The sequence below is a fragment of the Klebsiella sp. PK01 genome (assembly GCF_057624675.1).
Window position 1 is genome coordinate 875827 of sequence record NZ_JBYEZM010000001.1, and the last position, 14581, is coordinate 890407.

At 53.7% G+C, this 14581-nt stretch carries 16 protein-coding genes and 1 other annotated feature; of the genes, 6 read left to right on the top strand and 10 right to left on the bottom strand.

Translation table 11 applies throughout. The annotated features are described in order from the left end of the window. Positions 1–24 precede the first annotated feature (24 nt). From admX to AC22LX_RS04240, 3 genes are read left to right on the top strand one after another with little or no spacing between them, the layout of a single operon-like run. Positions 25–939, top strand: a complete 915-nt coding sequence (gene admX, locus AC22LX_RS04230; protein WP_049060848.1) for an HTH-type transcriptional regulator AdmX — start codon at positions 25–27, stop codon at positions 937–939. 38 nt (positions 940–977) lie between these two features. Next, complete coding sequence (locus AC22LX_RS04235; protein WP_323133878.1) at positions 978–2243, top strand: D-amino acid dehydrogenase; 1266 nt, start codon at positions 978–980, stop codon at positions 2241–2243. Continuing rightward, complete coding sequence (locus tag AC22LX_RS04240; RefSeq protein ID WP_072251454.1) at positions 2240–2593, top strand: RidA family protein; 354 nt, start codon at positions 2240–2242, stop codon at positions 2591–2593. Before AC22LX_RS04235 ends, AC22LX_RS04240 begins: the two co-directional genes overlap by 4 nt. Before the next feature lie 57 nt (positions 2594–2650). Here the strand turns inward: AC22LX_RS04240 and ihfA are convergent, their stop codons facing one another. From ihfA to AC22LX_RS04285, 9 genes are all read right to left on the bottom strand, one after another. After that, positions 2651–2950, bottom strand: coding sequence for an integration host factor subunit alpha (gene ihfA, locus AC22LX_RS04245; protein WP_015367042.1), 300 nt, complete (start codon positions 2948–2950; stop codon positions 2651–2653). Positions 2951–2954: 4 nt separating this feature from the next. Then, positions 2955–5342, bottom strand: coding sequence for a phenylalanine--tRNA ligase subunit beta (gene pheT / locus AC22LX_RS04250; RefSeq protein WP_045422920.1), 2388 nt, complete (start codon positions 5340–5342; stop codon positions 2955–2957). A 15-nt stretch (positions 5343–5357) separates the two neighbouring features. Beyond that, positions 5358–6341: a phenylalanine--tRNA ligase subunit alpha gene (gene pheS / locus AC22LX_RS04255; RefSeq protein ID WP_015367044.1), complete on the bottom strand. Its 984-nt coding sequence runs from the start codon at positions 6339–6341 to the stop codon at positions 5358–5360. Positions 6342–6404: 63 nt separating this feature from the next. Next, positions 6405–6529: a sequence feature (Phe leader region), on the bottom strand. Next, on the bottom strand, positions 6480–6524 hold the full coding sequence (gene pheM / locus AC22LX_RS04260; RefSeq protein ID WP_001386830.1) for a pheST operon leader peptide PheM: 45 nt from the start codon (positions 6522–6524) through the stop codon (positions 6480–6482). Its footprint overlaps the feature before it by 45 nt. 118 nt (positions 6530–6647) lie before the next feature. Next, the gene (rplT, locus tag AC22LX_RS04265; RefSeq protein ID WP_004102963.1) at positions 6648–7004 is read right to left on the bottom strand and encodes a 50S ribosomal protein L20; all 357 of its coding nucleotides are present in this window, start codon (positions 7002–7004) and stop codon (positions 6648–6650) included. 50 nt (positions 7005–7054) lie between these two features. After that, positions 7055–7252, bottom strand: coding sequence for a 50S ribosomal protein L35 (gene rpmI / locus AC22LX_RS04270; protein ID WP_001124225.1), 198 nt, complete (start codon positions 7250–7252; stop codon positions 7055–7057). 90 nt (positions 7253–7342) lie between these two features. After that, positions 7343–7885 (bottom strand): translation initiation factor IF-3, encoded by a 543-nt coding sequence (gene infC, locus AC22LX_RS04275; RefSeq protein WP_004189469.1) that lies wholly within the window; start codon positions 7883–7885, stop codon positions 7343–7345. Between the two features lie 3 nt (positions 7886–7888). Continuing rightward, positions 7889–9817 carry a threonine--tRNA ligase gene (thrS, locus tag AC22LX_RS04280; RefSeq protein ID WP_045397528.1) on the bottom strand — a complete coding sequence of 643 codons (1929 nt, stop codon included), beginning with the start codon at positions 9815–9817 and terminating at the stop codon, positions 7889–7891. A 431-nt stretch (positions 9818–10248) separates the two neighbouring features. Beyond that, on the bottom strand, positions 10249–11007 hold the full coding sequence (locus AC22LX_RS04285) for a DUF481 domain-containing protein (protein WP_015705111.1): 759 nt from the start codon (positions 11005–11007) through the stop codon (positions 10249–10251). Positions 11008–11364: 357 nt separating this feature from the next. Here AC22LX_RS04285 and pfkB point away from each other — a divergent pair, with 357 nt between their 5' ends. From pfkB to AC22LX_RS04300, 3 genes are all read left to right on the top strand, one after another. Continuing rightward, positions 11365–12297, top strand: a complete 933-nt coding sequence (gene pfkB / locus AC22LX_RS04290; RefSeq protein WP_045397531.1) for a 6-phosphofructokinase II — start codon at positions 11365–11367, stop codon at positions 12295–12297. An 86-nt stretch (positions 12298–12383) separates the two neighbouring features. Continuing rightward, positions 12384–12668, top strand: coding sequence for a type V toxin-antitoxin system endoribonuclease antitoxin GhoS (ghoS, locus tag AC22LX_RS04295; RefSeq protein WP_047046721.1), 285 nt, complete (start codon positions 12384–12386; stop codon positions 12666–12668). 105 nt (positions 12669–12773) lie between these two features. Further along, complete coding sequence (locus AC22LX_RS04300) at positions 12774–13640, top strand: fructosamine kinase family protein (RefSeq protein WP_047046724.1); 867 nt, start codon at positions 12774–12776, stop codon at positions 13638–13640. A 37-nt stretch (positions 13641–13677) separates the two neighbouring features. Here AC22LX_RS04300 and tonB read toward each other — a convergent pair whose 3' ends face one another. Beyond that, complete coding sequence (gene tonB, locus AC22LX_RS04305; protein ID WP_045397540.1) at positions 13678–14418, bottom strand: TonB system transport protein TonB; 741 nt, start codon at positions 14416–14418, stop codon at positions 13678–13680. Positions 14419–14581 lie beyond the last annotated feature (163 nt).

Consider the following 14581-nt stretch of genomic DNA (forward strand, 5'->3'; position numbering starts at 1 on the left):
GCTATAACCCTGAGTTAACTGTTCATGAAACTGCGCCATCTGGAAATCTTCTACGCCGTGATGACTTGCGGCTCTCTCTCACGCGCGGCGGAATCGCTGAATATCTCCCAGCCGGCCGCCAGTAAAGCGTTAAAAAACGCCGAGCTTAAGCTCGGCTTTAAGCTGTTTCAGCGGGTACGAGGCAAGCTGCTGCCGAGTAGCGAAGCGCTCACACTTTTTGAAAAGGCGCAGAGCATTTATCAGGATCTCGATAACCTGCGCCTGCTGGCCGATAATCTGGCCCGCGACCCGCGCGCCAAGATCGCCTTAGGCTGTTTACCAAGCCTTGGATTAAGCCTGGTGCCGGAGCTGGTGACCGATTTTTATCAGCAAAACAGTAATCTGGTGATGACCTTAACCACCGAGCATACTGAGACGTTGGTCAAGAAATTGGATCTGCGCGAAATAGATTTAGCGCTGACGCTGCAGCCGGTCCAGCAGGGGGAGATCATCACCACCCTGATTGCCGAAGTGCCGCTGGTCTATATCGACCGCGACTACCGACAAGGCGCGGTGGACATCAAGGAGATCGATCAGCAGCGCTGGATCTCGCCGGGGCCGCATTCGCTCTCTGCCGCCATCGCCACTCGCCGTGACTTTTCCACCACCCGGCTTAACGTGCAGACCTATTACATGGCCACCGAGTTCGTGAAGCGCGGCATCGGCTGCAGCATTACCGATATTTTCTCGGCGCGGCATAATCTGTCGCCGGAAATGATTCACCCCATTACGCCGCCGATGAAAATTAACCTTTGCCTGCTGCGTCGCGCCGATGTTTCGCTCAGCCCAATCACGCAGAAATTTGTCGATTTTCTGTGTCGACAGCTGCGTCAACAGCTCAAAGGAATTAACCTGCAGTTATACCCTGACCATAAAAAGTCAATTGCGCCGCAAGGGTAAATGCTTTGACATAACCGCAAGATATTTATCAGCGGTGGATATATCAGGTTATGAAAAAACGCATTGTGATTATCGGCGGCGGCGTGGTGGGACTGGCCACCGCCTGGGTATTAATTAAGAGCGGACACCAGGTTCAACTGCTGGAGCGCAACGCCGAGCCGGGCAGCGCCACCAGCTTTGCCAACGGCGGGCAGCTAAGCTACCGCTACGTCGCGCCGCTTGCCGACCGCGGCGTCCCCCTGCAGGGAATTAAATGGATGGGCAAAGCCGATTCGCCGCTGAATATGCGCCTGCAAATGTCTTTCCAGCAGTGGCGCTGGCTGTTGCAGTTTCTGCGTGCCTGCAATAGCCAAAGCAACAAAATTAACGGCGATCATATTTTGCGCTTATCCCTGCTCAGTCGTCAGGTCATGCAGTCGTGGCTTGATGAAGATAATCTTGCCGATTTTCACTGGCGGCGTAGCGGCAAACTTATTATCCATCGTCGGGAATATGACTTTCATAAAGCAGCGAAAGGAATGAATCCGCAGTACCAGCATGCGCTAAGCGCCGAAGCCTGCCTGCAGCTGGAACCGGCGCTGAAACACATCAGCCATTCGCTACAGGGCGGGATTTATTCACCGGGAGATGAAACGGCAGACTGCCATAAATTCTGTCTCGCCCTGCTCGACAAACTCAATGCCAGTAGCAACTTCAGCCTGCTCACCCACTGCGAGGTGCTCAAGCTCAATAAACGCGACGGGCGCATCAGTTCGCTTGAGACCAGCCGCGGTACGATAACCGGCGATGATTATGTCGTCGCCGCCGGCAACGGTAGCGGCCCGCTGCTGGGTCATCTGGGCGTGCGCGTGCCGCTGTGCGCGCTGAAGGGATACAGCCTGACCCTTCCCTATCCTAAAGAGGCCGGGATCGCGCCGGATATCAGCGTGACCGACTACGGACACAAAATCGTTTACGCCCGCCTGGGAGAACAGTTGCGCATCGCGGCGATGGTGGATATCGGCTACGACGGGGATGAACTACGTGATAGCCGCGTTCAGGCGCTGAAGAAAATCGTCGCTAGCAGCTTTCCCGATCTACAGGGGCTGGATGAGGCCGAAGCCTGGACCGGTATGCGTCCGTCGACGCCCGCGGGCCCACCGATGCTGGGGCGCGCCGGATACCAGAATCTGTGGATGAATCTCGGCCAGGGTAGCCTTGGTTTTACGCTCGCGGCCGGCAGCGCCGTGGTGCTGGGAGCGCTCCTCGACGGCGAAGCGCCGGCAATTTCTTTAGATGGTCTGACATGGAAACAATCCGCATGACAATTATTCGTAATAATCCGCAACCCCGACTTTCCGCCAGCGTCGAATATGGCAATCTGGTGTTCCTCTCCGGCCAAACGCCGAAAAGCAGCACTGATGATATTGCGCTGCAAACCCGCGAAGTACTGGAGAAGATCGACGCCCTGCTGGCCGCGGCCGATAGCGACAAGCAGCACATCCTTTCCGCACAAATCTGGCTTAAAGATATCTCACGCGATTTTGCGGCGTTTAATGAGGTCTGGGTGAAGTGGATGCCGGAAGGCCATAGCCCGGCGCGGGCAGCCGTTCAGGCCGAGATGGCGCGGCCAGATATTCTGGTGGAGATCATGGTCACCGCCGTAAAAGCGTAAGATAAATTAGGTAAGAAAAAAGGCCGCATAGCGGCCTTTTTAATTAGTCAGTCCAGATTATTTCTCTCTGGGTGAAGCGTTTTCGACACGGCTTTTTAACTTCTGTCCGGGTCTGAAGGTCACCACACGCCGGGCTGTAATGGGAATATCTTCCCCCGTTTTCGGGTTACGTCCCGGGCGTTGGTTCTTATCACGCAAATCGAAGTTGCCAAACCCGGAGAGTTTTACCTGTTCTCCGTTTTCCAGAGCACGACGGATCTCTTCGAAAAACAACTCTACCAGTTCTTTGGCATCCCGCTTGCTAAGCCCAAGCTTATCAAACAGATATTCTGACATTTCAGCTTTTGTAAGCGCCATAGGTTCAATCCCTCAATGATGCCTGGAATCGCTCTCTTAATGCCTCTACACATTTGGCAACGGTAGCGGCAATCTCCTCTTCTTCGAGTGTACGGCTGGTATCCTGAAGGATCAGGCTAATCGCAAGGCTCTTAAAGCCTTCCGCCACACCCTTACCACGGTACACGTCAAATAAGTTTACGCCAACTACCTGATTTACGCCAACTTTCTTACATTCGGCCAAAACATCGGCTGCAGGGACGTTTTCCGCGACCAGTACCGCGATATCGCGACGGTTCGCCGGGAAGCGGGAAATTTCGCGCGCCTGAGGCACCACGCGGTCTGCAAGCTTGTTCCACTCAATTTCAAACACCAGAGTGCGGCCGTTGAGATCCAGTTTACGTTCCAGTTCCGGATGAACAACCCCAATGAAACCAATGCGTTCACCTTTCAGATAAATCGCCGCGGATTGTCCCGGATGCAGTGCGGTAGCCGCTTCTGCGCGGAATTCGATATCGGCTAATTTACCGGTCAGGTCAAGAACAGATTCCAGATCGCCTTTCAAATCATAGAAATCGACGGTTTCTTTTGCCAGGTTCCAGTGCTCTTCGTAGCGGTTACCGCTAATCACCCCGGCCAGCATCACATCCTGACGAATGCCCAGCGGCGCCTGCGTATCCGGCACGAAGCGCAGACCGCTCTCAAAGATGCGTACGCGGCTCTGTTGGCGGTTCTGGTTGTAGACGACGGTGCCCAACAGACCGGTCCACAGCGACAGGCGCATCGCCGACATTTCACTGGAGATCGGGCTTGGCAGAATCAGCGCTTCTTCACCGGCATGGATTAGCTGCTGTACTTTCGGGTCAACAAAGCTGTAGGTAATGACTTCCTGATAACCTTTGTCGTTCAGCAGCGTTTTCACGCGCTTCAGCGACAGGTCCGCTTCACGGTGAGTACCCATGATCAGACCCGCCTGTACCGGCTCGTCAGGAATGTTGTTGTAGCCGTAGACGCGGGCCACTTCTTCAACCAGGTCTTCTTCGATCTCCATATCGAAACGCCAGCTTGGCGCAACGGCCTGCCACTCGTCCTGACCAACGGTCACTTCGCAACCCAGGCGCTGCAGAATATCGCTCACCTGCGCGTCATCAATATGATGGCCAATCAGGCGATCCAGCTTGCTGCGGCGCAGGGTGATGGTGGCGCGTTTTGGCAGCGTCTCTTCGTTGGTCACATCGATAATCGGACCGGCTTCACCGCCACACAGGTCGATCAGCAGACGGGTTGCACGCTCCAGCGCTTTATACTGCAGGGCCGGATCGACGCCGCGCTCGTAGCGGTGGGATGCATCGGTGTGCAGGCCATGACGGCGCGCGCGGCCGGTGATAGACAGCGGGCTGAAAAACGCGCATTCCAGCAGCACGTTCTGGGTTTCGTCGTTAACGCCGGAATGTTCGCCGCCGAAGATACCGCCCATCGCCAGCGCTTTATTATGGTCAGCAATGACCAGCGTATCGCTGTCGAGCTTAGCTTCAGAGCCGTCCAGCAGCACCAGCGTTTCGCCCTCTTTCGCCATCCGCACCACGATACCGCCGTCAATGCGGTCGCGGTCAAAGGCGTGCATCGGCTGGCCCAGCTCAAGCAGCACGTAGTTGGTCACGTCAACCACCGCATCGATGGAGCGGATACCGCAGCGACGCAGTTTCTCTTTCATCCACAGCGGGGTTGGCGCTTTGACGTTGATGCCTTTCACCACGCGGCCCAGATAGCGCGGGCACGCCTGCGGCGCGTCAACCTGAATCGGCAGCACGTCATCGATGGTGGCGGCAACCGGAGTGATTTCCGGCGCGTTCAGCGGCGCTTTGTTCAGCACAGCGACATCGCGCGCCACGCCGATGATACCCAGGCAGTCGGCGCGGTTTGGCGTAACGCTGATTTCAATGGTGTTATCGTCAAGCTTGAGGTATTCGCGAATATCGGTACCGATCGGCGCATCGGCCGGCAGTTCGATGATACCGCTATGGTCGTCGGAAATACCCAACTCGGAGAAAGAGCACAGCATCCCTTCCGACGGTTCGCCGCGCAGTTTCGCCGCTTTAATTTTAAAATCACCCGGCAGTACGGCGCCAATGGTCGCGACGGCCACCTTCAGCCCCTGGCGGCAGTTCGGCGCGCCGCAGACAATATCGAGCAGACGCTCGCCGCCGACATTGACTTTAGTAACGCGCAGTTTGTCAGCATTCGGATGCTGGCCGCACTCGACCACTTCACCGACGACCACGCCGTTGAAGCTACCGGCCACCGGCTCAACGCCGTCAACTTCCAGGCCCGCCATGGTAATCTGATCGGACAGCGCTTCGCTGTCGATCGCCGGGTTAACCCATTCGCGTAACCACAGTTCACTGAATTTCATTGTTCTGTCCTGCCCTTATTTAAACTGTTTGAGGAAACGCAGATCGTTTTCGAAGAATGCGCGCAAATCGGTCACGCCATAACGCAGCATGGTCAGACGCTCCATGCCCATGCCGAAGGCGAAGCCGGAGTAAACTTCCGGATCGATGCCGACGTTACGCAGAACGTTCGGGTGCACCATGCCGCAGCCCAGTACTTCCAGCCATTTACCGTTTTTACCCATCACGTCAACTTCTGCAGACGGTTCGGTGAACGGGAAGTAGGACGGACGGAATCGTACCTGCAGATCTTCTTCGAAGAAGTTATTCAGGAAATCGTGCAGGGTACCCTTCAGATTGGTGAAGCTGATGTTCTTATCGACAATCAGACCTTCCATCTGATGGAACATCGGGGTGTGGGTCTGATCGTAATCGTTACGATAGACGCGGCCCGGCGCGATAATACGAATTGGCGGCTGCTGGTTTTCCATGGTGCGGATCTGTACGCCAGAAGTCTGAGTACGCAGCAGACGGGTCGCATCGAACCAGAAGGTATCGTGGTCAGCGCGCGCCGGATGGTGACCCGGAATGTTCAGCGCATCGAAGTTATGATAATCATCTTCGATTTCCGGGCCAGTCGCCACGGTGAAGCCGAGTTCGCCGAAGAAGTTTTCGATACGGTCGATAGTGCGGGTAACCGGATGCAAACCACCATTTTCGATGCGGCGACCCGGCAGCGAGACGTCGATGGTCTCTGCGGCCAGACGGGCATTGAGCGCGGCGCCTTCCAGTTCAGCCTTACGCGCGTTCAGCGCCTGCTGCACCTGCTCTTTCGCTTCGTTAATGACCGCACCCGCTGCCGGACGCTCTTCCGGCGGCAACTCACGCAGGGTGGTCATTTGCAGGGTCAGATGCCCTTTTTTACCCAGATATTCAACGCGGACGTTGTCCAGCGCGGCAACATCTGATGCCTCGTTAATGGCTGCCTTGGCACTGGCAACCAGCTCTGCGAGATGTGACATGGTTTTCCTCATTATGTCGGTGCAGACACCGGTTTTAGTGAAATAAATATCCCGAATCTATATACGAAAAAAGCCTCCACAGGGGAGGCTTTCTGGCGCTGTTTTCCGTTTCTTCTTTCACGCGCTAGCCTCCTGAGTTCAGGTGCTAAAGTAAAAAAAGAAGCGGAAAATAGCAGCATTCATGCTTGCATTACCTTGTCTGGTAAGAAATGTCAGACCTGTATTGAAAAGCCTGCACGGATAAAAGTCAATGTATTGATAGTGTTGAAACGAAAAGAGGGAGACAAGCTCCCTCTTTCAACTGGCTTATGCCAGAGCTGCTTTCGCTTTTTCGACCAGAGCGGTGAACGCTAATTTGTCGAATACGGCGATGTCAGCCAGGATCTTACGGTCGATTTCAACAGAGGCTTTTTTCAGGCCGTTGATGAATTTGCTGTAAGAAATACCGTTCTGACGTGCTGCTGCGTTGATACGCGCAATCCACAGTTGGCGGAACTGACGCTTTTTCTGACGACGGTCACGATAAGCGTACTGACCAGCTTTGATAACAGCCTGGAAGGCAACGCGGTATACGCGAGAACGCGCACCGTAGTAACCTTTAGCTTGTTTCAAAATTTTCTTGTGACGTGCACGGGCAACTACACCACGTTTTACGCGAGCCATATGTGCTCTCCTGTATCTATTCTAATTAAAAAGTTAAAAGGGTTAACGACTTATGCGTACGGCAGGCACGCGATTACCAGGCCCAGATCGCCTTTGGAAACCATGGCTTTCGGACGCAGGTGACGTTTACGCTTGGTAGCTTTTTTGGTCAGAATGTGACGCAGGTTAGCGTGCTTGTGCTTAAAACCACCTTTACCGGTTTTTTTGAAGCGCTTTGCAGCACCGCGTACGGTCTTAATTTTTGGCATTTTAATAACTTCCACTTCGCATTGTTAATAAACGAAACAAAGGCGAACAAACCAGTGAGCCGAAGCCCACCGGAATGTTACTTGATGGCCTTACTGTTTCTTCTTCGGAGCGAGCACCATGATCATCTGGCGGCCTTCGATCTTCGTTGGGAAGGATTCGACTACTGCCAGTTCAACCAGATCGTCTTTCACGCGATTAAGCACTTCCATACCGATCTGCTGGTGGGCCATCTCACGACCGCGGAAACGCAGCGTGATCTTGGCCTTATCGCCATCTTCGAGAAAGCGAATCAGGCTGCGGAGTTTTACCTGATAGTCACCTTCATCAGTACCAGGGCGGAATTTAATTTCCTTAACCTGGATAACTTTCTGCTTCTTCTTCTGTTCCTTAGAAGACTTACTCTTTTCATAAAGGAACTTGCCGTAGTCCATGATACGACAAACTGGCGGTTCGGCGTTAGGGCTGATTTCAACTAAATCTACTCCAGCCTCTTCAGCCTTTTCGATAGCTTCTCTCAGACTCACAATACCCAGCTGCTCACCTTCCAGACCAGTTAAGCGAACTTCCTGGGCGCGAATCTCGCCATTAATACGATTCGGACGTGCCGTTTGAACTCGTTTTCCGCCTTTAATACCTTATTCCTCCAGTTGTTGAAGACTGCGGCTGCGAATCTCTTGTTGCAGCTTCTCGATCACTTCATTTACGTCCATGCTGCCGAGGTCTTTACCGCGACGGGTACGCACGGCCACTTTGCCGGCTTCGACTTCTTTGTCGCCACAGACCAACATATACGGGACACGACGTAAAGTGTGCTCGCGGATTTTAAAGCCAATCTTCTCATTTCTCAAGTCCGCTTTTACGCGAATGCCCGCATTTTGTAGTTTACGCGTCAATTCGTTAACGTATTCAGACTGAGAATCAGTAATATTCATGACCACTACCTGCACTGGCGCAAGCCAGGTTGGGAAGAAGCCAGCGAACTCTTCGGTCAGGATGCCGATGAAGCGCTCCAGCGAGCCGAGAATCGCGCGGTGAATCATTACCGGTACCTGACGCTCGTTGTTTTCGCCAACATAAGAGGCGCTTAAACGCTGCGGCAGGGAGAAGTCCAGCTGTACAGTACCGCACTGCCATGCACGATCGAGGCAGTCATACAGGGTAAATTCAATTTTCGGGCCGTAGAACGCCCCTTCGCCCAGTTGATATTCAAATGGGATGTTGTTTTCTTCCAGCGCCACCGCCAGATCCGCTTCCGCGCGATCCCAGGTCTCGTCGCTACCGATACGTTTTTCCGGGCGAGTAGACAGCTTGACGACGATTTTCTCGAAGCCAAAGGTGCTGTACATATCATAAACCATACGAATACAGGCGTTCACTTCATCGCGAACCTGATCTTCAGTACAGAAGATATGCGCATCATCCTGAGTAAAGCCGCGAACGCGCATCAGACCATGCAGCGCGCCCGACGGCTCATTACGGTGGCAGCTACCGAATTCAGCCATACGCAGCGGCAGATCGCGGTAAGATTTCAACCCCTGGTTGAAGATCTGCACGTGACCCGGGCAGTTCATCGGCTTAATGCAGTATTCACGGTTCTCGGAAGAGGTGGTGAACATCGCATCTTTGTAGTTGTCCCAGTGGCCGGTTTTTTCCCACAGCACACGGTCCATCATGAACGGGCCTTTGACTTCCTGATACTGATACTCTTTCAGCTTCGAGCGAACGAAAGTTTCCAGTTCACGGAAGATGGTCCAGCCGTCATTGTGCCAGAACACCATACCCGGTGCTTCTTCCTGCATATGATACAGGTCAAGCTGTTTCCCGATTTTACGGTGGTCACGCTTAGCGGCTTCTTCCAGACGCTGCAGGTAGGCGTTCAGCGCTTTTTTATCTGCCCACGCGGTACCGTAGATACGCTGCAACATTTTATTGTTGCTGTCGCCACGCCAGTACGCGCCAGCGGTTTTCATCAGTTTGAAGTGATGGCAGAAACGCATATTCGGTACGTGCGGGCCGCGGCACATATCGATATATTCTTCGTGATGATACAAGCCAGGCTTGTCATCATGGCCGATGTTTTCGTCAAGAATGGAAACTTTATAGGTTTCGCCGCGCTTCACGAAGGTTTCACGCGCTTCGTGCCAGCTGACTTTCTTCTTGATGACATCGTAGTTTTTCTCGGCGAGCTCGTGCATACGTTTTTCGAGCGCGTCGATGTCTTCCTGAGTCAGGGTGTGGTCCAGATCGACATCATAGTAAAAACCGTTGTCGACAACCGGGCCAATGGCCATTTTAGTGTTCGGCCACAGCTGCTTGATCGCATGACCTAACAGGTGCGCGCAGGAGTGACGAATGATCTCCAGACCGTCTTCATCTTTTGCGGTGATAATAGAAAGCGTGGAATCATTTTCGATCGGGTCGCAGGCATCAACCAGCTCACCGTTAACACGTCCGGCGATGGTGGCTTTTGCCAGGCCTGGACCGATATCCAGAGCAACATCCATCGGGCTAACTGCGTGGTCGAAATGGCGTTGGCTGCCATCAGGAAGCGTAATTACAGGCATTTTATGTCCTTATTTGCAGTGGTGCCCCACACGAAAGAGCACATACAAAACAATATAATCATAATTATCAACGAGTTGTGGCTCAGCTCCCGCTTCACTCTGCGAAAATATGAGTACGCCCGTCTATCTATTGAACCGCCCTCACCTGCAGCCGCTCGTTGATAACACCGGGTGTTAGTGTACACATCATTAGTGCGCGATTAAAGACGCAATAACTAAATGGTTATTCTTCTTTTAAATAGCAAGGGGCGCTGACAATTAATCGTGGCAATTCCCGCTCATACCACGCGGTTAATTAATCGATAAATTATCTGCATACATAAATAAATCCCCCCACCGCTAAAAAACGAATGAAAAAATCATCCGTTATAGTGAGTATTCATACCCGGCAGGAAACAACAGGAATCAGGCCGGCTGCCCGGCCTGAAAAATTACATTTTATAACCGAGCGACAAGGTGGTGCGGCGGTCGGTATGCTCCGGCGCCGAGGCCGGCGGCTGCGAGTTCCACGTCAGGTTATAGGCGACGCGTAGCGCAAAGTGGGCGTTGATGGCCACGTTTAATGCACTTTCCGAATTCAGCGTCGTGTCTTCAGCCCCGAATACCGAAACACCTTGCGTAAATTTAGCGTTGTCGGTCATCTGCCACGCCCAGGTTCCGGACGCGTAACCCAGCGGCTGAGTTTCGTTATCGCCATCGGTATATTCGTCATAACGCACGCCCGGACCAAATTCAAAACGCAGGCTGTGAACCGGGCCGTTGAGGATCTGGCGACCATAACCGGCGGTCAGGACGTCGCGCTGTTGATAACCGTTGTAGCGGTCGGTCAGCCAGCTGGCCTGACCAAATACGTAGTTCATATCGGTCAGGTTATAACGACTACGACCGCCAACGGCATATTTTTCCGAAGAGCGTTGATCGTTAGAGGACGTGTTGCTCGCGTTGCCCCACAGTGACCAGGCCGTGGTATCGCCGTACCAGGTCAGCGTTGAGTCAGCGGTCATTGAGGAGCTTTTCGTGTTGCCGGACTGAGCGAGATAACCCGCATTCACAGCACCTTCGAAAGGTTTCTTAGCAGTGGAAGGGTCATCCATGACGGTAAAAACGGAATCATCGGCCAGTGCGTTTACAGACGCAAAAAGCCCCCCCGCCAGCAATGCCGCTGCGGGTACTGTCTTCAAAAGCTTCATTATAACTCTCTAAAATACATATCTTCAGGACAGTACAAATGATGAATGGACCAGAGATCCCTTCATTGAATTTAGAGTCCGTACAACATTTAAGGAGACCCGACAGGTCCCGGAAACTTTCGCGAGGCGCGCTGAATGCGAGTCTTAAGAAAGGCGCTTGATTATAAAAAAGCACGAATAACTTAGCAATCAGTTGCTATTTCGTTTTTTGAATAAGACGGTTCCCAAAACAATCTTTATTTCATAAAGATAAAAACACAGACATCTTTGTAAATCCGCCGCCCGCCCCGCTTCCCCTCACTCCATTTCGGTGCCATGCTTAAAAAAGCAGCTTTATTCGTATTAAGGAGGAACAGGATGACCAAAATTTATACGCTCACGCTAGCCCCATCACTCGACAGCGCAACGCTGACGCCGCAAATTTACCCCGAAGGCAAATTACGCTGTAGCGCTCCGGTTTTCGAACCCGGCGGCGGCGGCATCAACGTCGCCCGGGCGATTACTTTTCTGGGCGGTAAAGCGACGGCGATTTTTCCGGTTGGGGGCGCCACCGGCGAGCATCTTTCAGCCCTGATGGCTGATGAGCAGGTCCCGGTCGAAACAGTAGAAACCCGCGACTGGACGCGGCAAAACTTACATGTGCATGTCGATGCCAGCGGCGAACAATATCGCTTTGTCATGCCCGGCGCGGCGCTAACCGAAGATGAATTCCGCCGCCTGGAAGAGAAAGTGCTGGCGATTGAGCCCGGTTCTCTGCTGGTTATCAGCGGCAGTCTGCCGCCCGGTATCAGCGTCGGGCATCTGACTCAACTGGTAAAAAATGCCCAGCAACACGGGCTGCGTTGCATCATCGACAGCTCTGGCGATGCGCTGGCCGCCGCGCTGGACGTTGGCAATATCGAACTGGTCAAACCTAACCAGAAAGAACTCAGCGCGCTGGTACAGCGCGACCTCAGCCAGCCGGACGATGTGCGCAATGCCGCGCTGGAGCTCATCCGCTCCGGAAAAGTACGCCGGGTAGTGGTTTCGCTGGGCCCGCAGGGGGCGCTGGGTGTTGATTCCAACGGTAGCGTACAGGTGGTGCCGCCGCCGATGAAAAGCCAAAGCACCGTCGGCGCCGGCGACAGTATGGTCGGCGCGATGACTTTGCGTCTCGCCGAGCACGCCTCGCTGGAAGATATGGTCCGCTTTGGCGTCGCCGCCGGCAGCGCCGCCACGATTAACCACGGCACCCGTCTCTGTTCCTTAGCCAATACGCAGAAAATCTACGATTACCTGTGTGGCCGCTAGTCTCGCCCCCCTTCGCTCCGGTGAAGGGGGTCAATTCGCCATCATGGTCTATGCTAGAAATTCCATGCATAACAACAGAGTGAAAAATGAGCAACGATATTACCGCGCACGTGATCACCGTTAAATTTCAGGAACAGGCGCTGACCGAGATAAATGAGCTCAGCAATCATTTCATCCGCGCAGGTTTTGTCCTGACGCTCAACGATGATGATGGCAAAACTCATGAATTAGGCACCAACACATTTGGCCTGCTGAGCGCGCAGAGCGCCGACGACGTCCGGGCTTTAAGCGCAGGTCTTGCGGAAACGGCCTTAGGCAGACCGGCAGAGATCGCCATCACCACATTTAGCGAATGGTTAAAAGCTCAATAAGTGCGATCGCCACCGCTGAAGGCGCCAGTTGTGCGTTAGCTCGTACTTTACGGCCAGGTTATACGCTAACCTTATGATATGGTGGAAAACATGGGGAGAGACAGCATGTGGCAAGCTATTAGCAATTTGTTAAGCGAGCAGCACACTGACGGCGCTGAAATCGAACTGCGCAACGAGCTACCCGGCGGAGAAATCCATGCCGCCTGGCATTTACGTTTTGGCGGGAAAGATTATTTCGTCAAATGCGATGAACGCGAGCTGCTCCCCATTTTTACCGCGGAGGCGGATCAGCTGGAGCTGCTCTCGCGCTGTAAAACCGTTAGCGTTCCGCAGGTCTTCGCCGTCGGCAGCGATCGGGATTACAGCTTTCTGGTGATGGAATATTTACCGCCGCGCCCGCTGGATGCACATAACGCGTTTCTGCTCGGTCAGCAAATAGCCCATTTACATCAGTGGAGCGATCAGCCGCAGTTTGGCCTTGATTTTGACAACGATCTGTCGACGACCCCGCAGCCGAATGCCTGGCAGCGCCGCTGGTCAACGTTTTTCGCTGAACAACGCATTGGCTGGCAGCTGGAGCTAGCGGCGGAAAAAGGGCTGCACTTCGGCGATATCGACAGCATTGTCGACACCGTACAGCGGCGGCTCAGCAACCATCAGCCGCAGCCTTCTTTATTACATGGCGACTTGTGGTCAGGGAACTGCGCGCTGGGGCCCAATGGCCCGTATATTTTCGATCCGGCGTGTTATTGGGGCGATCGCGAATGCGATTTGGCTATGCTGCCACTTCATCCGGAACAGCCGCCGCAGATTTATGACGGTTACCAGTCGGTCTCGCCGCTGCCTGCTGGCTTCCTTGAACGACAACCGATTTACCAGCTATATACCTTACTTAATCGGGCGATTCTGTTCGGCGGCCAACACCTGGTTACCGCGCAAAAAGCGCTCGATGAAGCCCTGCAAGAAGCGTAAAAAAAGGCCCTCAAAGGGGCCTTTTTCATCAGCAGGATTAATCCATTTTCACGCCATTTAAGCGGAATTGGATGTTCATCGTCAGGCCAGTACCCGGTCTGCCAGGCTCGTAGCGCCATTTACGCATCGCTGTTTTGACATCACGCTCAAACATATTGGCCGGCTTGGCGGAGACTATCTGGATGTTCTCCACGCGACCATCGGCAGTAACATCAAATTTCACGCTCACGTCACCTTCAATACGTAGCGCCTGCGCACGTTGCGGGTAAGAAGGGTCGCCGCGTTTCAACGCTTTAGGACCGCTCGGCGCGGTGGTCATCGGTTTTGCCGTTGCCGCCGTCGTACTCGGGGCGGTACGCGCAGGCGCCGTATTGTTATTCTCAAACGGCGAGACCGGACGCGGCTCAGCGGGTTTCACCTCACGTTTCGGCTCGACCTTTTTCTCTGGCTTAGGCTTTGGTTTCGGCTTAGGTTTGGGCTTCGGCTCCGGTTTGTGGATTACCACTGGCGCCTCTTTTGGCGGCTCAGGCACCACTTCAGGTTCCGGCTCCGGCTCCGGTTCAACAACGGGTTCAACGACCGGCTGCGCCGCCTGTGGAGGCTCTAAATCCGCCGGCGCCACCATCGTTATTTCGATTGGCTGTGAAGGCGAAGGCTTTTCAATAACCTGATGTACCGAGGTATAAAGCAACCCCGCCACAACGGCACCGTGGATAGCCACGGACAGCAGCGTTGGCCACGGAAAGCGGCGAGGTAAATCAAGGGTCATTGCGCTCATAGTCGTTTCTGTTGAAAAATGATGCCCTGATTTTAAATGCAAATAGCAATCATATTCAATAAGACGTGTTATCTTGCATCAAATTTTGCCTCGTTTTGTGGAAAAAAACCGGCGTGCCGTGGCATGCTAAAGGCGTGCGCATCTTACATTGCTGCTCATAACG

What these genes read in the sequence shown, in the direction of transcription:
- admX (WP_049060848.1), top strand. Translation starts at nt 25, where the DNA reads ATGAAACTGCGCCATCTGGAAATCTTCTACGCCGTGATGACTTGCGGC.
- AC22LX_RS04240 (WP_072251454.1), top strand. Translation starts at nt 2,240, where the DNA reads ATGACAATTATTCGTAATAATCCGCAACCCCGACTTTCCGCCAGCGTC.
- ihfA (WP_015367042.1), bottom strand. Translation starts at nt 2,950, where the DNA reads ATGGCGCTTACAAAAGCTGAAATGTCAGAATATCTGTTTGATAAGCTT.
- pheT (WP_045422920.1), bottom strand. Translation starts at nt 5,342, where the DNA reads ATGAAATTCAGTGAACTGTGGTTACGCGAATGGGTTAACCCGGCGATC.
- pheS (WP_015367044.1), bottom strand. Translation starts at nt 6,341, where the DNA reads ATGTCACATCTCGCAGAGCTGGTTGCCAGTGCCAAGGCAGCCATTAAC.
- rplT (WP_004102963.1), bottom strand. Translation starts at nt 7,004, where the DNA reads ATGGCTCGCGTAAAACGTGGTGTAGTTGCCCGTGCACGTCACAAGAAA.
- rpmI (WP_001124225.1), bottom strand. Translation starts at nt 7,252, where the DNA reads ATGCCAAAAATTAAGACCGTACGCGGTGCTGCAAAGCGCTTCAAAAAA.
- thrS (WP_045397528.1), bottom strand. Translation starts at nt 9,817, where the DNA reads ATGCCTGTAATTACGCTTCCTGATGGCAGCCAACGCCATTTCGACCAC.
- AC22LX_RS04285 (WP_015705111.1), bottom strand. Translation starts at nt 11,007, where the DNA reads ATGAAGCTTTTGAAGACAGTACCCGCAGCGGCATTGCTGGCGGGGGGG.
- pfkB (WP_045397531.1), top strand. Translation starts at nt 11,365, where the DNA reads ATGACCAAAATTTATACGCTCACGCTAGCCCCATCACTCGACAGCGCA.
- ghoS (WP_047046721.1), top strand. Translation starts at nt 12,384, where the DNA reads ATGAGCAACGATATTACCGCGCACGTGATCACCGTTAAATTTCAGGAA.
- AC22LX_RS04300 (WP_047046724.1), top strand. Translation starts at nt 12,774, where the DNA reads ATGTGGCAAGCTATTAGCAATTTGTTAAGCGAGCAGCACACTGACGGC.
- tonB (WP_045397540.1), bottom strand. Translation starts at nt 14,418, where the DNA reads ATGAGCGCAATGACCCTTGATTTACCTCGCCGCTTTCCGTGGCCAACG.